The organism is Gluconobacter sp. OJB, from assembly GCF_039638275.1.
GTDB lineage: Bacteria > Pseudomonadota > Alphaproteobacteria > Acetobacterales > Acetobacteraceae > Gluconobacter > Gluconobacter cerevisiae.
On the sequence record NZ_JBDIWH010000003.1, the window covers coordinates 82,544 to 103,106 of the forward strand.

Annotated in this window: 21 protein-coding genes; 12 read left to right on the top strand and 9 right to left on the bottom strand. The window is 57.9% G+C overall.

Annotated elements, in window-relative coordinates; genetic code table 11:
• Window positions 1-95: 95 nt before the first annotated feature.
• Window positions 96-1,553: a catalase gene (locus tag ABDK74_RS14480; protein WP_346004399.1), complete on the bottom strand. Its 1,458-nt coding sequence runs from the start codon at window positions 1,551-1,553 to the stop codon at window positions 96-98.
• A 325-nt stretch (window positions 1,554-1,878) separates the two neighbouring features.
• Here ABDK74_RS14480 and katG point away from each other — a divergent pair, with 325 nt between their 5' ends.
• The 6 genes from katG (at window position 1,879) to ABDK74_RS14510 (ending at window position 7,175) form a co-directional block, all read left to right on the top strand.
• Entirely contained in the window at window positions 1,879-4,137 is a 2,259-nt protein-coding gene (gene katG / locus ABDK74_RS14485; protein ID WP_346004400.1) for a catalase/peroxidase HPI, read from the top strand.
• 53 nt (window positions 4,138-4,190) lie between these two features.
• Complete coding sequence (locus ABDK74_RS14490; protein WP_346004401.1) at window positions 4,191-4,631, top strand: pseudoazurin; 441 nt, start codon at window positions 4,191-4,193, stop codon at window positions 4,629-4,631.
• 1,296 nt (window positions 4,632-5,927) lie between these two features.
• Complete coding sequence (gene ssb, locus ABDK74_RS14495) at window positions 5,928-6,422, top strand: single-stranded DNA-binding protein (protein ID WP_346004402.1); 495 nt, start codon at window positions 5,928-5,930, stop codon at window positions 6,420-6,422.
• Between the two features lie 27 nt (window positions 6,423-6,449).
• On the top strand, window positions 6,450-6,728 hold the full coding sequence (locus ABDK74_RS14500; protein WP_010505526.1) for a hypothetical protein: 279 nt from the start codon (window positions 6,450-6,452) through the stop codon (window positions 6,726-6,728).
• Window positions 6,721-6,846 (top strand): hypothetical protein, encoded by a 126-nt coding sequence (locus ABDK74_RS14505; protein WP_255308585.1) that lies wholly within the window; start codon window positions 6,721-6,723, stop codon window positions 6,844-6,846. The genes ABDK74_RS14500 and ABDK74_RS14505 overlap by 8 nt, the downstream gene beginning before the upstream one ends.
• A gap of 152 nt (window positions 6,847-6,998) precedes the next feature.
• Complete coding sequence (locus ABDK74_RS14510) at window positions 6,999-7,175, top strand: hypothetical protein (protein WP_346004403.1); 177 nt, start codon at window positions 6,999-7,001, stop codon at window positions 7,173-7,175.
• A 348-nt stretch (window positions 7,176-7,523) separates the two neighbouring features.
• Here the strand turns inward: ABDK74_RS14510 and ABDK74_RS14515 are convergent, their stop codons facing one another.
• Window positions 7,524-7,676, bottom strand: coding sequence for a hypothetical protein (locus ABDK74_RS14515; protein WP_264815041.1), 153 nt, complete (start codon window positions 7,674-7,676; stop codon window positions 7,524-7,526).
• 265 nt (window positions 7,677-7,941) lie between these two features.
• Here ABDK74_RS14515 and ABDK74_RS14520 point away from each other — a divergent pair, with 265 nt between their 5' ends.
• Together ABDK74_RS14520 and ABDK74_RS14525 are read left to right on the top strand one after the other, a co-directional pair.
• Window positions 7,942-8,610, top strand: a complete 669-nt coding sequence (locus ABDK74_RS14520; protein ID WP_346004404.1) for a hypothetical protein — start codon at window positions 7,942-7,944, stop codon at window positions 8,608-8,610.
• Between the two features lie 314 nt (window positions 8,611-8,924).
• The gene (locus ABDK74_RS14525; RefSeq protein ID WP_346004405.1) at window positions 8,925-9,599 is read left to right on the top strand and encodes a hypothetical protein; all 675 of its coding nucleotides are present in this window, start codon (window positions 8,925-8,927) and stop codon (window positions 9,597-9,599) included.
• 543 nt (window positions 9,600-10,142) lie between these two features.
• On the opposite strand, the gene ABDK74_RS14530 is transcribed toward ABDK74_RS14525, so the two are convergent.
• A complete protein-coding gene (locus ABDK74_RS14530) occupies window positions 10,143-11,618 on the bottom strand; it encodes a Fic family protein (RefSeq protein ID WP_346004406.1) in 1,476 nt (491 codons plus the stop codon).
• A 7-nt stretch (window positions 11,619-11,625) separates the two neighbouring features.
• Complete coding sequence (locus tag ABDK74_RS14535) at window positions 11,626-11,841, bottom strand: antitoxin VbhA family protein (RefSeq protein WP_061489988.1); 216 nt, start codon at window positions 11,839-11,841, stop codon at window positions 11,626-11,628.
• Window positions 11,842-11,967: 126 nt separating this feature from the next.
• On the opposite strand from ABDK74_RS14535, the gene ABDK74_RS14540 reads away from it, so the two are divergent.
• On the top strand, window positions 11,968-12,246 hold the full coding sequence (locus ABDK74_RS14540; RefSeq protein WP_194255986.1) for a hypothetical protein: 279 nt from the start codon (window positions 11,968-11,970) through the stop codon (window positions 12,244-12,246).
• Window positions 12,247-12,329: 83 nt separating this feature from the next.
• Here the strand turns inward: ABDK74_RS14540 and ABDK74_RS14545 are convergent, their stop codons facing one another.
• The 5 genes from ABDK74_RS14545 to ABDK74_RS14565 form a co-directional block, all read right to left on the bottom strand.
• Window positions 12,330-12,725, bottom strand: a complete 396-nt coding sequence (locus ABDK74_RS14545) for a hypothetical protein (RefSeq protein WP_061507385.1) — start codon at window positions 12,723-12,725, stop codon at window positions 12,330-12,332.
• Window positions 12,726-12,760: 35 nt separating this feature from the next.
• Window positions 12,761-13,564 (bottom strand): hypothetical protein, encoded by an 804-nt coding sequence (locus tag ABDK74_RS14550; RefSeq protein ID WP_346004407.1) that lies wholly within the window; start codon window positions 13,562-13,564, stop codon window positions 12,761-12,763.
• Window positions 13,565-13,672: 108 nt separating this feature from the next.
• Window positions 13,673-14,239 (bottom strand): hypothetical protein, encoded by a 567-nt coding sequence (locus ABDK74_RS14555; protein WP_062501820.1) that lies wholly within the window; start codon window positions 14,237-14,239, stop codon window positions 13,673-13,675.
• Window positions 14,239-15,081, bottom strand: coding sequence for an FAD-binding oxidoreductase (locus tag ABDK74_RS14560; protein ID WP_346004408.1), 843 nt, complete (start codon window positions 15,079-15,081; stop codon window positions 14,239-14,241). The genes ABDK74_RS14555 and ABDK74_RS14560 overlap by 1 nt, the downstream gene beginning before the upstream one ends.
• 114 nt (window positions 15,082-15,195) lie before the next feature.
• On the bottom strand, window positions 15,196-15,750 hold the full coding sequence (locus ABDK74_RS14565) for a hypothetical protein (protein WP_194260277.1): 555 nt from the start codon (window positions 15,748-15,750) through the stop codon (window positions 15,196-15,198).
• Between the two features lie 446 nt (window positions 15,751-16,196).
• Here ABDK74_RS14565 and ABDK74_RS14570 point away from each other — a divergent pair, with 446 nt between their 5' ends.
• From ABDK74_RS14570 to mobF, 3 genes are read left to right on the top strand one after another with little or no spacing between them, the layout of a single operon-like run.
• Window positions 16,197-16,964 carry a BRO family protein gene (locus tag ABDK74_RS14570; RefSeq protein WP_346004409.1) on the top strand — a complete coding sequence of 256 codons (768 nt, stop codon included), beginning with the start codon at window positions 16,197-16,199 and terminating at the stop codon, window positions 16,962-16,964.
• A gap of 10 nt (window positions 16,965-16,974) precedes the next feature.
• The gene (locus tag ABDK74_RS14575; protein WP_346004410.1) at window positions 16,975-17,325 is read left to right on the top strand and encodes a hypothetical protein; all 351 of its coding nucleotides are present in this window, start codon (window positions 16,975-16,977) and stop codon (window positions 17,323-17,325) included.
• On the top strand, window positions 17,322-20,495 hold the full coding sequence (gene mobF, locus ABDK74_RS14580) for a MobF family relaxase (protein WP_346004411.1): 3,174 nt from the start codon (window positions 17,322-17,324) through the stop codon (window positions 20,493-20,495). The genes ABDK74_RS14575 and mobF overlap by 4 nt, the downstream gene beginning before the upstream one ends.
• Window positions 20,496-20,563: the final 68 nt, after the last annotated feature.

A 20,563-nucleotide genomic window follows, 5' to 3' on the forward strand; every position in this document is an offset into this window, starting at 1 on the left:
CTCTCTTCTACATGACGAATTTTCTATTATTTCGTGAATCAAGAAAAAAACTTAGCTCTACAGACACTATTGTATCTGTGGAGCTTTCCGTAAAATTATACTTTAGCAGCCATTACACCATTTTTTACACGTTGTCCGAGCGCTGTGTCGACATTCGACCAGTATTCAAAAACCCGAGATAAAACAGGCTCTTCAACGCCCTGTAAAATATGTCCAACAATATTGCTTACCAGTCGATCACGAGCCGCATCATCCATGACGCGGTTGACCAGAACATTGGCCTGATTGAAGTCCCCATCATCAGGACGCAAGGTATACGCTGCCCGAACGAATTCGCCGTCTGCCGCCCAGACTGCATTTTCGGGAAATTTTTGCGGATCGGCGACAGGACCTCCCTTTGAGTTAGGCACGTAAACGGGGTCTTGCGCGTTACGGATCCGCATAGCTCCGCCCTTTGTGTAACCGTGCACCGGACATTTGGGGGCATTAACCGGAATCTGCTTGTAATTCACTCCAAGCCGAGCCCGATGGGCATCGGCATAAGCGAAGGAGCGCCCCAGTAGCATTTTATCCGGAGATAAACCTGTTCCTGGAACGAAATTGTTCGGTTCAAACGCAACCTGCTCGATCTGGGAATGAAAATCTGTTGGATTGCGGTCAAGAATGAGTTTGCCAACCTCAATGAGCGGGTATTCGGCTTGCGGCCAGACTTTGGTCAGATCAAACGGATTGATGTGATAGGTCTTGGCATCTTCATAAGGCATAATCTGCATTTTGAGCGTCCAGCTCGGATGCTCGCCACGCTTGATAGCCATATGGAGATCACGTCGATGATAATCGGCGTCCGCCCCAGCAAGATGCCCTGCCTGCTCCTGCGTCAGGCACTTGATGCCCTGATCAGTTTTGAAGTGGTATTTTACCCAGAAGCGCTCTCCACTTGAGTTGACCCACATGTAAGTATGGCTCGAGAAGCCATCCATATGGCGCCAGCTTGCCGGGATACCACGATCCCCCATCAGCCATGTGACCTGATGCGCACTTTCGGGGCTCAGCGTCCAGAAATCCCACTGCATGTCATTATCACGTAGGCCACTATCGGCGCGACGTTTTTGCGAATGAATAAAATGCTGGAACTTCAGGGGATCGCGGAGGAAAAAAATCGGCGTGTTATTGCCGACCATGTCAAAATTTCCTTCGTCCGTATAGAATTTCAGAGCAAATCCGCGCGGATCGCGCCAGGTATCTGGACTTCCAGCCTCGCCCGCCACCGTTGAAAACCGGGCCACGACCTCTGTTGTTGCCCCTGGTTGCAGAAAGCTTGCAGATGTATAGCGACTGACATCGTGCGTGACTTCAAACCGACCAAAAGCGCCACCACCTTTGGCGTGCGGCTGACGGTCAGCAATCATTTCACGGTTAAATGCTGCCATCTGTTCAATCAGATAATGATCATGCAGCAGAATGGGACCATCTGACCCCACCGTGAGTGAATGTTCGTCATTCGAAACAGGAATGCCAGAGTCTGTTGTATGTAATGGATTGTGGGATGCCATGGTGAAATTTTCCTACAATTGTATGAGCGTTCAAAACTCAGCACCGGACCGTATCGTCTTTTTCGCACCACCGACAGGTCGCTCATCGTTTCTGTCCACATGCACGTGCGTATGGCCTTTTTTGAGAACGCAGATCTAACCGAATTGTTCAAAACGTTCTCACAGGATGGACTGTTCTTTATGCGGCGACGATTACCTATAAGAGATATAAAATCAAACTGATTTTATATCTTTGATTCAGATCATAAGAAGATCCCTATCTGAATGCCCCTAAGTGCCTAGGCATCCAACCTGGTCATATTGTATTCGGTTTAGGAGATTATAAATGATGACGCGACGTTTTATGGCTTTTATTTTAGCCGGAACTGTCCTTGGATCTATTTCTGCTTCAGCACAAGCAGATGGGGTAGAAAAATCCAACCAGTTCTATTGGCCAACAAGTCTGGAACTCGAACCTTTACGGTTTCAGGATACTGCGTCCAATCCTTACGGTCCGGCATACCGTCAGGACTATCACAAGAAGTTTCAGACTCTGGATCTGACTGCGGTGCGTAAAGACATTCTGAAAGTCATCACGACATCGCAGGACTGGTGGCCGGCCGATTATGGAAATTACGGTCCCTTTTTCATTCGCCTTGCCTGGCACAATGCAGGCACATATCGCGTTCTTGATGGGCGTGGTGGCGAAGAAGGCGCTCAACAACGTTTTGCTGAACTCAACAGCTGGCCAGATAACGCAAGTCTGGATAAAGCACGCCGTCTCCTATGGCCGATCAAACAGAAATACGGTGAAAAGCTTTCGTGGGGTGATCTGATTGTCCTGACGGGGGACGTTGCATTAACGTCAATGGGTTTCAAGACACTTGGCTTTGTTGGCGGTCGTCCTGATGACTGGCAGTCTGAGAAAGTGTACTGGGGCCCCGGCACCACGTTCTTCCCTGCAAAATCTGCTGTTCAGGGCAAATTCGATGCCAGTGGTAATGCACATCTGGAGAAGCCACTCGGGGCTACGAACAAAGGGCTGATCTACGTTAATCCAGAAGGTCCTGGCGGTGTCCCTGATCCAGTGCTCTCGGCCAAAATGATCCGCCTCGCATTCGGACGCATGGCCATGGATGATGAGGAGACTGTGGCTTTGATTGCTGGCGGTCATACTTTTGGCAAGGCCCATGGCGCAGCTCCTGCCTCCTGTATTGGTGCAGCTCCTGAGGGCGCGGCTGTCGAACAGCAGGGGCTTGGTTGGAAAAACAACTGTGCAACCGGCCATCTCAAAGCCACTGATGCTGTTACCAGTGGGCTTGAAGGCGCCTGGTCGTCAGATCCCATTCATTTCACGACCCAGTACCTGGATAACCTGCTCGGTCATGATTGGGTGCAGACGAAGAGCCCTGCCGGTGCTACACAATGGATCCCGAAAGACGCGGTAAATATCGTGCCTGATGCGAGTGAGCCGACCAATCGTGCTAAAATGCATCCGCTGATGATGTTCACGACTGATATTGCTCTCAAAACAGACCCAGCTTATCGGGCGATTATCGAGCGTTGGGTGAAAAACCCGAACCAGTTTGCTGATGCGTTTGCGCGTGCCTGGTTCAAGCTGGTTGTGCGCGATATGGGGCCAAAATCACGCTATTTTGGGTCTGAAGTTCCTGGGCAGACATTCTTGTGGCAGGACCCACTTCCCCAGGCTGACTATGCTTCCATTAATCAAGCTGACATTACTGCTCTGAAACACGCTATTGCAACTTCCGGTCTTTCGAACCGAGAAATGGTCAAAACAGCATGGGCAGCAGCTGCATCGCATCGAACGACCGATCACCGGGGTGGCGTCAACGGGGCAAGGATCGCTCTTGATCCGCAGGATAGCTGGGCGGTTAATGATCCAGATGAACTGAAAGCGGCTCTGTCTAAGCTTAAAGGTGTTCGGGATCATTTCAATGCGGGTCACCACGGAGGGCGCAAAGTTTCTCTCGCTGACATTATCGTTCTGGCAGGAAACGTCGGTCTTGAGAATGCTGCACATCAGGCTGGCGTTACCCTTCAGGTTCCTTTCAACCCGGGTCGGGTTGACGCGACCCAGGCTGATACGGATGTGAAGTCGTTCAACGCTCTCGAACCTACTGCTGATGCCTTTCGTAATTACTATCGCAGCGTACCTGACGGGAAGTCTCCAACCGAGGCACTGGTGGATCGAGCCAGTACACTTGATCTGACCATCCCGGAAATGACAGTGCTGCTTGGTGGTATGCGTTCGCTCGACGTTAACTCAGGTCATTCCCCTGCTGGAGTGCTGACTGCTCATCCTGGCATGTTGACCAACGATTTTCTTGTCAACGTTCTGAGTATGGATACCCGCTGGGAGAAATCGATTAGCCAACCCGGAGTGTACAACGGGTTTGACCGTAAGACCGGTACAAAGCGCTGGACGGCCACGGATGTTGATCTGGTCTTTGGAGCGAACTCAGAATTGCGGGCTACAGCAGAAGCCTATGCATCTGCAGACTCCCAAAAGAAATTCTACGCAGACTTCGTCAAAGCCTGGACGAAGGTCATGAACCTCGATCGCTTCGATCTGCAACGCTAACAAGAACAAAAGGTCCCCATAATCAGTCTGATCATGGGGACTGAAGGAAAAAAATGAAAATCTCACTATTTCTTGGTGTCTGCTTGTCCTTGGCACCCGCAACGACTTTGGCAAAAACAGTTGAAGTCCGGATGCTAAATAACACTCCAGCAGGAGGCCCGGGATTTGTGCCTGATCTCGTCCGTATCGCCCCGGGTGACAGTGTTCATTTTATTGCTACAGACTCTGGGCACAATGCACAGTCAGTCCCTGGCATGTTGCCCGACGGTGCAAAACCATTTGGTGGCGAAATGAGCCGTGATCTGACTGTCACGTTTGATAAGTCTGGGCTCTATGGGTTCAGGTGCTCACCCCATTATTTCATAGGCATGGTCGGACTTATCGTCGTTGGCGATGCGCATAACGAGACAGTGCTGAAACAGCAATCTCAACCGGGTATGGCACAAGGGTCATTCAAGAACATTTTTCAGCGCCTTGATGCGAATGCTCCGTGAAATCGGGACACTTTTAAAAGCCTGTCACACGCCTGTTTGTTCCTCGATCAGGCAGACGACATAGAAGCCAGGATTAAGGCATCATGCTCAATGGATCTGTTTTGCAGGAACTGCTTCAAAAGCAAGTTCTGACGATTGATGTGGCATTCGACAACAGACCAGTTTCATCAAAATATCGACGTATTCTCGATGACTTTTGTGCTCGTTTTGAAACGGTCCGACAGATTAGCAGCCTCAGGACAAGTCGTGCTGGACAGCCTGTAAAGCGCCCTTCGTTCCGAGTGCAATCAACCTGGCATCAGCATGAATCAACCTATGACGGTCCCGCGGACCCCGCGGCCATCATACGCTTCCTTGTGGACTTTCTCCGACTTCAGGAGAGTGCGAACCCAGACGAACTTTCATGCTGAAATGATCCCACCAGATTGATGTCTTGTCGATACAGTCTTCGTTTGTATCCTTTATGTTGGATGTCCGCTTACGAAGAGGATTAATTCGGCTTTTACGGCTTGTATGAGGCGGAAGCAGCCGTCAATCGTGTAATTCTCGGACGCTTACGAAGAAAAGAAGGATCTGGGCGGCCCTGAAGGGTTCGCGCGCTCTATTCCGCTAGGCTCCTGCGTCGCCAAGCTCCACCGAGCCCCGACGTCCAGCCGCCCTCAACCGGGCGTCTAGCCCTCGGGTCTCGGCCCTTCCGGGTAACGGCTTGCCCGCGTCTTTTTCCAATGTCGGCCGGCCCTGGTCTGAGTGATCTGTTCGTGAGACGGCTCCTCAACCTCCTCGGCCAGTCCTGCGGACCGTCCGGGGAGGCACGTTCCACGACGGCGGCCTCGCATCCAGCGTTCAGTCTGACAGTCGCCGTGCCAGTCCGTAAAGCCACTGCACATCCCTCGGCGGCAGGTGTCAGGCCCGCGTCTGCTGGCAGGGCCGCACGCGACCCCGCAGCAGCCGCAAACCTGCCCCCCTTGCTCAGGACGCTCCGGGCTTGACGGCCTGTCCCGTCGCCCGTCTTGGCCGGTGGCAGGATGGGCTCAGGAAAACGCCACCGTCGTTCCACTCTCGTCTCCGTCAATGCGCTCGCCGCACGGGCAGGATGGGTCTAGGAAAACATCAAATACCTATTGAGCAATCAACAAGTAAATCGCACATTTCTGCGGCTTTATTTCTTCGTAAATGGCGGTTTTCTGCCGTTTTTTGTTGACTGTCACCAAGTAAAAACCTATTATCTATTCATGGACAGAGGCGATCGCGCCGAACAAGTCCAGTCGATACGTTCCCTAATTCTTGGAGGCTCTCATGGCTGGTTCCGTTAACAAAGTCATTCTCGTTGGCAACCTTGGCAAAGACCCGGAAGTTCGCAATACGCAGTCCGGGTCCAAGGTCGTGAGCTTTACGCTGGCCACGTCCGACACCTGGAACGACCGGCAGAGCGGCGAACGTCGTGAGCGCACCGAATGGCACCGGGTCGTCATCTTCAATGAGCGGGCTGGTGACGTAGCGGAACGCTTTCTCCGCAAAGGTCGCAAGGTCTATATCGAAGGTGAACTCCGCACCCGCAAATGGACCGATCAGGGCGGTCAGGAGCACTACACCACAGAGGTTGTCATTGACCGTTTCCGGGGGGAGCTGGTGCTGATCGACAGCAACCGAGGCAATGGCGATGAGGGCGAGGGCGGCTTTGCTGGTGGAAGCAGTGGCGGCCGGTCAGGTGGATCGTCTGGCAACGGAAACCGCAATGGCGGCTGGGATGCGCCCGCAGGGAACGATCTTGACGATGACGTGCCGTTTTGACGCTGGGAAAAAGGAGCCTAGCGCCAGATGAACAAAGACCGCCTCATGGCGCTGCTGCCCCCGCCGCAGCGCTCCAAACACAAGGAAGACCGCTATAAGGCGATTGCCAGCGTCCTTCAGACATTCGCCCTCAGCGCGTGGGGGCTCGGCATCGTGACCCCACTCATCTCCGGGACAGGACCGTTGACCCCCATGCGTGCCGTCACCTGCTTTTTTCTGGGAGCCGCGCTTGAGGCAATTTCTTTGACTTTTCTGGCTTATATCCCTTATCCTGAGGACAAGACGGAGGCGAAAACCAATGGATAACGTGACCCAGAGTATCCTGTTTATTCTTCTTCCTGCCGCTGCTTTCACCATCGGTCTGGGGCTTGCGATCGGACCCATTGCCACCCGGCTGGCAAAGCTGCGAACGTCCCATCAGTGACACCGACAGGCGGCCTCCGGGCCGCTTTTTTTTGTCCGCTCGCCCGGTTCAATCAGGCGGGCGCGCCTCGTCGGCGCGAAGTGTCTTGCCCCCAGTGCTCGCCCCCCACAGGGGGGCTGCGCCAGGACAGAGAAAAAGACTAGACTGGCCCCATGTCACGACAAACAGTCATCCGCATCGGTGCGCTGAGTATTCAGCTCGCCATTCTTCTTCTGATCTGGCAGGGCTTTCTGCATCCCATCAGGGGAGGTCTGCTCGTGCTTGCCGTCGGGTTTGCCGCGTTCTTCCTCACGCGGGACTCTTCACGCAGAAATCAGGGCCGTCAGTAGAAAAAGCAAAAGAAGGATCGGGGCGGCCCTGACGGGTTCGTTCACCCTATTCCGCTAGGCTCCTGCGTCGCCAAGCTCCACCGAGCCACAGGGTCCAGCCGCCCTTGGTCGGGCGTCTGGCCCCTGCGTCTCGGCCCTTCCGGGTAACGGTTCACCCGCATCCTTTTCCGATGACGGACGGTCCTGGTGTGGGTGATCGGTTCGTGAGACGGCTCCTCAACCTCCCCGGCCAGTCCTGCGGACCGTCCGGGGAGGCACGTTCCACGACGGCGGCCTCGCATCCAGCGTTCAGTCTGACAGTCGCCGTGCCAGTCCGTAAAGCCACTGCGCGACCCTCGGCGGCAGGTGTCAGGCCCGCGTCTGCTGCAGGGCCGCACGCGACCCCGCATCAGCCGCAAACCTGCCCCCCTTGCTCAGGACGCTCCGGGCTTGACGGCCTGTCCCGTCGCCCGTCTTGGCCAGTGGCAGGATGGGCTCAGGAAAACGCCACCGTCGTTCCACTCTCGTCGCCGTCAGTGTGCTCGCCGCACGGGCAGGATGGGTCTAGGAAAACGACAGGTATTCATGAAGTAATCAAGAAATCTTTTTACTTGTCCTGCAAAAATAAATCGCGTTTTATGGCGGTTTTCCGCGCTTTTTCTCTTGTCATGAAAGGCCGGAAAGGCTATCTTTTACTTGTCGAGAGGGATTGACCCTCAAGACAAAGCGCCCCGGTTAGTGCTGTAACACCAAGCCGGGACTTCGCTAGACTAGAAAAGGTAGTTTCATGTCCGACGCAGCAACCACAATCGCACCGAAGGCCCAGAACCGCAAGGCTGCAAACAAGGCCAGCCCCGCCGCCGTCCGCCGTTTCAACGAAGCCCGCGAGCGCACCAAGACCATTGCCGCTCCCACGCTGGCAGACGTCATGCGCCTTGCCCCCAACGATGACAAGATCGCCGCCATTGTTCAGCATTTCGGTTTCGAGGCTGGCGACTATGACGAGCTGATGGGGGCCGGTCTAAGCATGATCCGGGACCAGTACACGCTTCTTGAGGATGTGCTTGTCGTCACAGACTTCCGGGGCGAGCGCAATTTCAAGGCTATGGAAATGCACCTTGGCCGCATCGTGGACGGCCTGATCCGCTCTGCCTATGGGGCCGCCAACTTCTACGAGAACAAGCGGCAGATTGCCCGCGACGAACAGAACTCTTTCAGCAACGAAAGCCGCGACGAAGACCGCCAAGGCATCGACGGCGGGGAAAACCGCGTAGATCGGGCCGTCCGTTTCGCTGCACAGCAGGCCCCCAAGGCTTACGCGCTCGCCGTCATGGCTCAGGGCGCATGTGACGCCTACCGCGAACTGATCGGGGAAGACTGGAAGCCTTACGTCAAGGACAACGCCCGCAGCCTCACCGAGAACGTCCGCGCCGCACAATGGGGGGCCGTTCTCTAACCCCCACAGGCCGGGCCAGCAGGTCCGGCCACTCACCGGGGCCGCGCTGACGGCCTCGGCTCTGCCCTCGGCCTCTTCTCCCGTCCGCCCTTTTCTTTTTCCCGTCGTTTTTTCCAGGAAGGCGGACGCGCCTCGTCGGCGCGAAGTGTTTTGCCCCCAAGTGCTCGCCCCCCACAGGGGGGCTGCGCCAAGGCAACCGAAAGAGGCAAGCGTGGAATTGCCTCCCTTAACGCGGTTTCCTAGTCTCGAACGAAGTTACTTCCAGAGAGGCCATAATGCTTTCAAGAAATGCGTCGTTCGTTAAAGGTCACACGATGAGGCTGGACGACTACCGGTTTGACGGGCCGGGAGATATTGGAAGCGCTGAAAAGCCTTCCACCTGGCTCTGTGGCATTGAATTTGGTGACTCCGAAAATATAAATCCTGCCCTGGTCGCGGAAGAAGGTTTTTCAGTCGAAAAGCAATGGGGATACCCCGGAGGATACAATCGAAAAGCCCACAAGCTGCTCTGTTGCATCGAGGGTTATCCCATCAGCGAAGCCTTCGAGTTTGCAAAAGAAAGAAGCATTTTCGCGTCTCCAGACTGCGGCTACATGCTCACAAACCTCTTCCCGGAAAACTGCCTGACCGTCGATACATGGTCCGCTGAAGCGCAGGCGCGCACAGGCTTCGCAAGCAAGGCCGATTACATCGCATATGTCAGAAATGTTTGCTTCAAGACAATGAGAGCGCAGGTCAAGGAGCATAGACCAAAACTGTTTATTGGCGTCGGCGTAACACACGAGCGAGATTTCGTGAGCATCGCATCTGAGCCAGAAATCAAGTGTGAACTCGCCGAGTTCAAGGTTGGAAACCACACAAAGCGGATCAGGCTCTATCCCGGAGAGACACCTCTCGCCGTGGTCCCGCATCTGACCAGTGCTGGTGGCCTCAACAGCAATGAGTCCATCGAGATGACCGGAAAAATCATCCGAGAACGGCTCCTTTAACCGGGCGGCCCTGAAGGGTTCGCGCGCTCTATTCCGCTAGGCTCCTGCGTCGCCAAGCTCCACCGAGCCACAGGGTCCAGCCGCCCTTGGTCGGGCGTCTGGCCCCTGCGTCTCGGCCCTTCCGGGTAACGGCTTGCCCGCGTCTTTTTCCAACGTCGGACGGTCCTGGTCTGGGGGATCGGTTCGTGAGACGGCTCCTCAACCTCTCCGGCCAGTCCTGCGGACCGTCCGGGGAGGCACGTTCCACGACGGCGGCCTCGCATCCAGCGTTCAGTGTGACAGTCGCCGTGCCAGTCCGTAAAGCCACTGCGCGACCCTCGCCGGCAGGTGTCAGGCCCGCGTCTGCTGCAGGGCCGCACGCGACCCCGCATCAGCCGCAGGCCTGCCCCCTTGCTCGGGACGCTCCGGGCTTGACGGCCTGTCCCGTCGCCCGTCTTGGCCGGTGGCAGGATGGGCTCAGGAAAACGCCACCGTCGTTCCACTCTCGTCACCGTCAGTGTGCTCGCCGCACGGGCAGGATGGGTCTAGGAAAACAGGGGGCGATCAGCCGGGGCCGGGTGTTCGGGCAGACGAAAGAGACGGGCGGCCTGTAGGGTTTTCGTTGGCGTTTAGGGCGGGCTGGCCGGTCAGGGTCTGAATCAGGGCGCGGCCCGGTTCAGAGGTGGGAGTCCGGCTGGCATGGCGGGCGATCTCCCGATCCGTCCCGGCCAGGTCTGTCAGGATGTCTGTTTCCCGACCGTGAGCGGCGCCAAACGCAAGGACCTTTTCCCGACTGTCGCCATAGGCAGCCATGTCCTTCTGCACCTTGCCTAGCTCGCGCGCGAAGGTGGGATTGTGGCGCAGTTCTTTTTCGATCTCTTTCCCGAGCGCCGCATGACGGCCTCCGGTCTTCATGCCGGTGAAGGCCTGTGCTGCATCGCCGCCCTCCTGGCGGATCGCGGCCTCGATGTCGCGGCAGACGAGGGACGGCGGGGCCGACCAGAACGCATGAAGAGAGGCGGCGGCCTTGCGGCCTTCTTCCTTGGCCTGCGCCAGGAGCGCCCTTTCGCGCTTCTCTTCCGCAGGCCCGAAGACAGCCGGAATGACCGGACGCGGCACGGGCCGAAGCGTTGGAGCAGCAGAGGCCGTCAAAAAATCGGACTGCACGATGACAGTGTATCCGCCATCCTGTCGGACAGCGTTTCGCAGATCCGCGACAGGCACCGCCACGATCCCGTCAGGCGTTTCAAACGCACCGGAGAGGCTGGTCCGTGTCTTGAAGATCCCCGAGACCGTTTCCCCAGGTGCGGCCGTGCGGATGACGAGGTCATCCAGCGGCCTTGCGGCAGGGCCAGAGCCCATGTCCTGCATCAGCTCTTTCAGAGCACGCGCGCGGGCGGGATCGGTGGCATCTGTCAGCAAGGCCGCCATAGCAGGGTGATCCGGATCCTGCGTGCCGGCAATGGACGCGGACACCATGCGGGCTCTTGTGATGACGGAAAGGTCCACGTTATGCCCGTAATGACGGCCGAGTTCCGCGATGAACGCGTCCTGCGTTCGGCCGTTGCCCTCCCTGTACGGGTGGACATAATTGAGTTCGTTTAGAACCTTTCCGGCGACGGCCGCGAACTGCTCCGGCGTGGAGTTCTTCAGCACATCCGGGTTGCGGATGGGCTTGAAGGCCTCGTTTAGCCCCATGTCGATATGGGAGCCGGGGAGGAAGGTTGTTGACCCTTTCCGCATGGAGCCGATCGGTTCGACCCGTGCTCCGTCCACGACCGGCCTTTCGTGGCGCATGTGACCGGCCCACTCATAGACGTCCTGAAAGATATGCCGATGGATGGCCTTCAGGTGGTCGGCATCGAAAGAGCCGGACGGCCCCAGACCCATCCGGATTTCCAGAATCCTGTGACTGGTGCGGCGGTACTCTTCGGGGTGAAGCTCGGAATGGCGGCGCAGGCCGAGACGATTTCGCAGAACGTCCGTCTGGTCAGGATCATCCGAGACATTCGGGTAGGTGTAGCCGTGGGCAGGAGGCATTGACGCGTCAGAGGGCGGGATTCAGTCTCCGCCCCAGTTCGGCGAGGTCGATCTGTCCCGCGACGAAAGACTGGCAGGCAGCCTCGATAAGGGGATCATGCGTGTAGCCCTGCCGTCTCTGGGCCGCGAGGGTCCATTCGACCGCATCCTGACGGCGCGCGCGCTCTTCATCCGAAAGGGCGGAAAAAGGCGTCGGAGCGAAAAGGGTCTTGGCTGAACTCATAAGAGGAAATTAGCAGTTTTTGCGAGAAATGGCAAGGTTTTCCGGGCTTTGCGGCCTATCTGGTGGCGTGTTTTTAAGGCGCGTTTTTTTACGTTCAGTCGCAGAACGCGGCGGCAGGATGCTCTTATGACGAAGAGCCTTTCCCCTCTCGATAGCCGCCCGAAGCGCCTGACCGGGCCGCGCCTGTCTCTTGCCCTGTTCCGGATCGGATGGTCCGAGCGTCAGGCCGCCGAGAAATGCGACATGCACCGCAACCAGTTCCGGCGCTGCCTGGAGGGCACGTCCTCTCTTCCGGCTGATCTGTCTTTATGGTTACTGGATCTGGAAGCGGCCCATGTGGCCCATCCCTGTCCCCGGCAGAGAAAGGCCGATCCCATTCTCGCCGAGATCCGCAAAGCCGGGTGACATTGCCCGCGACGTGGTGGGTTCCGGTGTCTCCACGTCCAGGCTCAGGGGATACGAAAAAGGCAGCCCGGAGGCTGCCTTTTTTATTTGTTTGCGAAGACGAAGCCAACGCTTCCGTTGGTCATGACGTATGGCGTGCAAGTCCGGCCAGGATGAACATTAGAATAGGGCTGCAACCACTTGGCCGAGATCCACATGGTCTTCCGCGCTAGGTTCACCGTCTGATAGTAACCGTTAACAGGCTCGACGGCTGTGTTCACAGGAACGAGCGTGGTTGCCGGGGCCACTACAGGTGACTGGTCGGACGGGTTTTGGCGGAATGGGATGGAGAAGTTCGGATCCATCATCTGCGCATCTGTCGCGTTGAGAGTCAGGCACTTATAGCCGGATAGGGGGCTGACAGGCTTGTTCGGCGATGCGGAAGCGCTGAAGGAATAAGACGCCGCCAAGACTGCCAGAGCGAGAAGTTTATGTTTCATAGTGATTGGGTATCCAGTTCTCTGTCTTCTGTCACTTAACTCTGGAGTACGGGAGCACTTGCCCCGGTCCCCATCTTGTTCGCCGTGCTCTGCCGCCACTCGCCGACGGTGGTTCCTGACGAGATGTTGTTGTTGCTCATGGCGGTCGAGGAAATGAAATCTGACATCATCGAGCTATCATCGGCTTGTGCGACTTGAGCCCCAGCATGACTTCCAAAATTATACATCGCTCTCGTATCCAGCGCGGTCGGATTGCTAATTCCTTGCGCCTGCAAGGTCATAGCTTCCTCTTTCATATACTGAGCCGCTGCGACCGCCTGTGTGGCTGGGTCCTGCTGCCCTGCCGTTCCTGATGTAATGGTACTCGCGAGGCCGGGGTTCGATGCCAGAGCCTTGCTCATTTCCTCGCTGTAAGTACCATTTGCCATCTGAAACGCGCCTGTGATGGTGTGCCCGGACCCGGTGGCCGTATAGACATTCTGACAGCCGGATTCTACCTGACACGTCGCCGCCAGAGCAGCCGGATTAACGCCGAGGGAAGATGCGTTGTCAGCGGCCTGATAGCCCCATGAGCGGCTATAGAGCGTTTGCAATGAATCCGATCCGGTTGAGACGGGCTGCGTGGTCTGAATCACTTTCCCGTCTCCGCCGATCTGCTGGACGGTCCCGGCCGGTACCGTAAAGTTCGGCAGGCCGACTTCCGGATAGACGACATGCGGGACTTCCGGGAGGCCGTTCGGCACTTCAATCGACTGCGCCTGGCACGAACCGCTGAGGCCAAGTCCGGCCGAGAAAGCCAGACCTGTAATCAAAAAGGATTGTTTGAAGGGCGGCGGCATTGAGCACTCCTGTGTTGGGGTGGTCAGTATCCGCCCGTAGTCTGCGACTTTGAGTATTGTCTGAACAGCGCTTATTGGCCCGAGGTGGTGTGTCCGTTTTGGACACACCTAAATCAGGTGATCGAGGATAATTCCGAAGACGGTTCCGCCCACGATCATGGTGGCGAACCATCCGGCCCGCTTGCTGATTTCGTCCCGTCGAACACGAGTGCCCGCCATCACGATCTGCGCTTTCATGCTTTCGGCGATTTCGCCTTTGACGGTTCCAAGGACTTCCGCGACCTTTGCCTTGACGGTCTTTTCGTCGATCTTCTGGAGCTGGCGAGAGGCTGCCACGCCTTCGTGAAGCGCCCGCCTGACTTCAATAACCTCCTCTGTTGCCGAGCGCGTGCATTGATCCAGCAGGCTCTCGCACTTGGCAACGCACTGCTCCATTCGTGTCTCGGCCTCTTGAAACAGCGCTCTATGCGCGGCCTCTGAGTGTTCACGGTCCTTAGTAAGGAGGTCCTGATGAAGATTGTTCATCTCCATCAGGATCATGAGGCCATCCAGAACCTTGGCCTCAGGTGAACGTGGCCGGAGCGTCCAACGATGCGTCTGCTCGCGTAGCGCATCCAGTGAGCTTTCAAATCTGGCCTGACAGTCAGAAATCCTCTGGGTAAGGCCGTCAGACATCACACGTCACTTTCGGCCGGAACAGGGAGGCCCTTAGGCATGTCTGGCAGGCGAGGCGCGCCTAGCTCTCGCAGGAAGACAGGGAAATCACGGCGGTACCACCGGTCAATCGCGAGACGGTCGAAGATCGAGCTGGTTGGGAAGCCTTCCTTTTGCTCGCCCTCGGCATACGCACGAAACGTGAGCGTTCGGTCACAGACGTCCTTCATGGGCTCGGCAGCCGGATAGAGGACGAGCTTTGCGCCGTTGTCCATGGCCTCGACAACTGCGGGATGAATGGCAACTTCTTCGAAGACATCATCCACGTCCAGAGAAGGAGGAATGAGGCCTTCGTTGAGAATGACTGCGGCGTTCCGGGGAGAGAACTTCTTGTTCGTCTGGAGGTCTTCCAGATAATCGAGATCTGCGCGTTCATGGCCGATGAGGAAAGCCACAGAGAGCGTGATGCCCATCATATCGAGGGCGCGTGTCAGTGATTCCGTGCGGATTAACTCATGCAGCGCTGTCCATCCGCCGCCGATGTCGAGAATGGCGTCATGGCGACTTTCCATGAGAGACTGGATCTTCTCTTCCAGCCATTTCCGCTGACGTTTCGTGTCACCGCCTGTGGGGCTTTTCGCATCATGGAAACTGGAAATGGAGTGCGACCGGTTCAGCAGGTCGGTGTTCCAGATCTCGGGGGTGCCGCCCTGCTCGTGGATCGTCTGAGCCAGAGCGTTGAGCAGGGTCGTTTTCCCGACCCGCTGGCGGCCAATGATCGTAAAAATAACCGGCTTGCGCTTGGGGGCTGCCTTCTGGTCGGCAGCGCTCGTAGCGGCTTTGGCGGCAATATCCTTGGTCATGGATGGTCGGCTCCTGATGAGGCAGCCCCCTCACTGTGAGGTGGGCTTCTCTTCCTCTTTCGGACGCCATAGTGCGGGGCCAGTCTGCGACTTAACCCTGCCGCGCAAAAAAAATCAGTCTGGCGTGAGCCTTCTCTTCTCTTCCTTACGTGCCCGAAGCTTTGCCCTGATGTGCTCCAGAGACTGGCGGCCCTCAGCAGAAATGTTCGTATGCGGGTCGGCGTCTCTGGAGGGCGATGGCGTTACGGCGACTGAAATGGCGGGCACCCGTGGCGTGTCGGCAGGTCGTGGCGCGACGGGTCTTTCCTCACGTTCCGCGTAATACTCTTCTACTGCGGCAGGCCGCCAGTCTGCCGGGGTTCGGCTCGGCGGTTCTGGCGTCTGATCGGGTGTGTCGTTTGCCGGTTTTCCGACTGTGATTCTCTCTCGCTCGCTCTTGAGGCGGGACCACATTTTTCTGATGGCCCCAAGTCCAACCGGAGAGAGCTCGACCTCCACACCATCTTTTCTCGCAGCTTTGGCGATCATCTCCCAGGTGGCGATCTTCGCATCGCGAAGTTCAGACACGATGTCCTGATTATTTCTCAACCACTGATAGACGGCTTTCGAATGCGGCTGAGCGGGGCGTGTCTTGTGTGCCTCCTGGATCTCTCTCAGTGCCTTGGACATGCTCACTTTCGCCCCCGCTTTGTGTCCATTTCGGACACACCTCTCACGCTGCGCCGTTTTCACGGCCTCTGGTGTATCGAACCTCTTTCGCAGGCGAGGCATCTCCGTGTCAAGTTCGAGGCGTCATAGAGGCGACTACGAGGCATCTACGAAGCGATTTCGAGGCGTTCTCGAAGCGACTACGAGGCGAGATTGAGAATTAACGAGGCAACTATGAGGCAAAGAAAAGAGCTTCTTCATAGACCATTGCACCGTTGGTGCGGACGGCTTCGCCGCGCAGGGAGAAAGAAGAGGGGTAGGTGTATCAATCTGATAGACCTCACCGTGTTTGAAAGCGGCGCTTCGGTCTCTCGGTGCAGTCGCAGATCAAGCGGTCATCATGGCTTTCGAAAGAGGAATACCAGTCCGTCTCATCGGGAGGTGGAACCCCTCAACAGGAGTCTGACGTGCCAAGAAAGCAGAAAGCTATATCGCCCCCCCTCGTCGCTGATGTGGACTACGTCGAAGCCGCGCAGTTCCGTTTCAACGACACAACTCTTCAGACTTTCGTAAAAGATGGCGAAGTCTGGTTTCGGATGCTGGAGGTGTGTGAAGCTATCGCACACAGCTCGCCTGCCGTTGCAGCTCGTGGGCTTGATGACGACGAAAAGCGGACGATCGCGCTACCATCCTCAGGTAGGATTCAAAATCAGATCGTTGTTAGCGAGAGCGGTCTCTATCACTTCCTGATCAAGTCACAGCTTCCGCTTGCGGTCGCCTTTCGTCGCTGGATTACCAAAGAAGTTCTCCCGAGCATCAGGCGGAATGGATTTTATTCACGCCCAGGAGTGGAACTGGCGATCGCGGGAGGTCAATCAGTGGACCCCGCTGACCTTAAGCGCCTTCAGGCAATGCGTCGCCTACCGGGCCGGTATATGGTTCTGAGTTTGCCGGATCGGCCTTTGCATGTTGAAGCCCGTGATCTGGACGAAATCCTTGTCGAGGTTGATCAGGCCGATGTGCAGGCGTTGGTGAGTTCTGCCCAACTCGTCGGATCCCTGTGGCGGAACTTCCGAACCGAGGACGTCATCATGAACAAGGCCGTGACCGAAAACTCCTGCGGCCAACAGCTTGATCAGGCCATCTCTCTGAGCACTCGACTGGCGCAATGGGTGACGCAGGCGGCAACCACCGCACAGAAGGAGAGGGAACGGCCTGACGCTTTGACGAAATGATCTCAGTCGCATGAGGGCTTTCTATCCTGCCCTCATGACAGATCAGACCCAGACCCCCGACCGCGCTCCCGAGACCGATGTTTCGGATCGGGAGCTTCTTCAGCATCTTCTCGCGCGCTCTGACGAGCAGGGAGAAGAGATCCGGTTCATCAGCGAAAAGCTGAGTATCCTGATTGAGCTTCTGACCCCCTCGGAGAAAGGTGACGGCCCGACACTGGATGATATTCTCGCGCGCCTGGTCGAGCTGATGAAGGATCAGGAGCCGGTCATCAGGCGCATCGACCATACGACCGCCCGCAACAACGATCTGCTTGAAGGCCGCAAGGTTCGCCCGAAAGCAGAGGACGGCCGCCCGTCATGATGACCTTCCGCAAGATCTCGGCGGAATGTAACGGCCGGTTCGTGGCCGCCTACTTCACCGAGGGCGCGCCGGATCCGGAGCACGATTTTCGCACGGACACCGGCAAGGTGCCTGACGGAGATGGTCAGCGCCTCACGAACTACTACCTCGGCCGGGATGGTCGGGCCTCGTTCAATCCGGGCATGAGCCAGAAGATGGCGGACGTGCTCGGCGTGGATCGGCGTGCCATGCCGACGACCGAAACACTTGCGGCCCTGTTTGAAGGCAAGCGCGCCGACAATGGCGAGCAATGGTCTCAGGCCAAGCGGAAGATCAGCGCCTACGACCTGACCATGGCCCCGCACAAATCGGTCACGCTGGCTGCCGAGTTCGCGCCAACACAGGCCGAAGGGGCCGCCATCTGGAACGCAGTGCAGCGGGCCAATGACGCGACCATGCAGTATGTGGCCCGTGAGCTGGGCTTTGCCCGACGCGGCCATGGCGGGGAAGACGGAGAAGAGGCTGGGGAGGTCGCCTGGACGTCCTACCGGCACCGCACGTCTCGACCGACCCTGACCCTGCATGATGCCGAGACCGATACGACCTACCTGCGCGAGGCTCCGACCGGGGGCGATCCGCAGATGCACATCCATAATTCGCTCTACAATGTCGTTGTCACCGACAGCGGCCATGTGGGGTCGCTGGATACGAAGCGCCTGCGGTCCCGCGTCCACGAGTTCGGAGCCTTCTTCCAGGCGGAGCTGGCGGATGAGCTGCGCAAACTCGGGATTGCGCAGTCCTACGACGCCAAAGAGCAGGCGACTGTTATTTCCGCCGTCCCGCAGGAGGCCTGCGACGCGTTCTCCAGCCGCACGGCCGAGGTGACACGGGCCGCGCGAGCCTATGCCGAGAAAGAAGGTCATGACTGGAACGCCATGACGGCCGAGCTGAAGAACAAGATGCTCAAAGCCGCCAGTCTGGCGCACCGGCAGAAGAAGAATGAGTCCGCCGACGACGTTCAGGCCTGGCGCGAGCGCGCCGGCGAGATCGGGTGGGAGCATCACAGCGTTCTCGATACAGCCGAGGCTCCTGCGCTCACGGTCGCCGAGCGACACGAGCAGGCCTATGCGTTTGCGGCCAGGCACCTTGGCAAGGAGTTCGAGACGGCTGCCGTGCTCGATCACGACAAACTGCGGATGTATGCGGCACGCGGCCTCATCGGCGCTGGGATCTCAGGTGGCATTGAGGACATTGATCAGGTCGTCAAACTGATCGAGGACAAGGGCCTTGAGGTCCGGGGCGAGCAGGTCAGCCTTGTGTCGTGCGTAAAGAATGATCGGGTCCGCGTGACCAACACCGCCCAGATCCGGGTCGAAGAGACGCTCGCCAAAGAAGCTGTGCGGGCCTCGGCGGATCGCAGCGCTTCCCTTTCGGATGCCCAACTCACCGAGGCCATCGAGCGCTGCGACCTCGATTTTGACAACGAGCACGGCCAGTCCCAGAAGGCGGCAATCTATGCCCTGGGGAAGGCCGGAAAGATCTCGATGCTCACGGGCGTTGCCGGCTCCGGTAAGACAACGCTGCTTCAGCCGCTTGTGGATGCCTGGAAGCGCGATACCCGGTTTTCGGAGAAGGGCCGTGAAATGATCGGCCTTGCAACGGCCTGGCGTCAGGCCGATGCGCTTGGCGATGCCGGCATCCATCAGCGTTACGCCATGATGCCGTTCCTCAGCCGTCTTGAGAAAGGCGAGCAGACGGTGGACGAGAACACGGTGCTGGTCATTGACGAGGTCGGGCAGATCGCACCGCGCCAGATGCTTCAGCTTCTGGAACTTCAGCGAGCGAGCGGCTGTACCATCAAGGCCCTCGGGGATCGGGAGCAGGCGCAGTCCATTGAAGCCGGTGATACCGTCGAGATCCTGCGTAGGGTTCTGGCCAAGGAAGACATGCCGGAATTGCTGTCCACGGTCCGCCAGACGACCGCCCGCAATCGTGAGATTGCCGGACTGTTCCGTGGCGAGAAACCCGATGCGGATGCGCTGGAAGCGCTTCGACCCAAAGGGAAGGCCGCCTACGCCAACAGGGACGAGGAAAACTCGGACGATCCCCGCAACGCCTTTCACCTCGAAGAGGTGCGCCGCGCGATCGACATGAAGCGAGAGGATGGCACGATCCGGCTGGTCGGCGGCGATCAGGACGAAGTGCTGCAACAGATTGCCGAGCTGTATGTCACACGCCGCGACGCCCTGGCCGCGTCCGGTTCAACGCGTGGCATCAGCATGTCGGCCCTGACCAATCAGGACGCGGCCGATCTCAGCCGCGCCGTCCGCAGGATCCTGCAGGAGCGTGGGGAGATCTCCCGCGATGAGGTCAAGCTCGATGCGGTCGATCAGCGCGGCGAGGCCTACGAGCTTCAGGTTGCGGCCGGGGACAGGTTGCGCCTGTTCCGGCGCACCTGGGGGGCGGTCGAAGGGAAGGGGACCACCGTTGGCAACAACGGCGATGTCGTGGAGGTTGTCTCTCACGGCAAGGACGGCCTGCGCGTCCGGATGAAGGATGGTCGGGAGGCAGATGTTGAGTGGCGTCGGCTGAAGGATCACAAGACCGGCCGGATCCTGCTTGGCTTCGGTCATGCCATGACCATTGATGCCGCCCAGGGCCTCACGTCTGACGAACATATCAACGCGCTTCCGCGAGGTGTCGCGACGGCAACCGGGTTCACGTCCTACGTGGCGGAGAGCCGCGCCAAGGGCACGACCTGGACGATGATCTCGGACGGCGCCACGTTCGAGGCCGTGCGTAATGGCCGGGCACTTGGCGACACGACCGAAATCACCAGTGACGATCTGTGGAACCATGTGGCCAAGGGCATGTCCAACAAGCCTTATAAGGCGCTTGGCATGGATCTGCCTTTTACGTCCCAGGAGGAACGGGAGAAGCACGTTCAGGAACTGATCCGTCTCGGCAAGATGCAGGAGGAGATGGCGCAGGAGGGCCGGGACTACGGGCGCGAGGTCGCGGACCGGGTTCAGGCGATCGCGGTGCAGAAGACAGCGGGACCGAGGCTGAAGGAACTGGACCGGCAGATAGAAGAGCTGCTGGCGCAAAACACGGCCTCCGTGTCTCACGCGGAGCAGGCGCTTCGCGAGAGCCGGATCATGATGACCAGAGCCGCCTCGCCAGCGGTGTGAGTCGCCCCCGCTTGGTCTTATAGCGGCTGTTTTCTAGCCGTCCGCACCGAAACTCAATGGCCATCCCT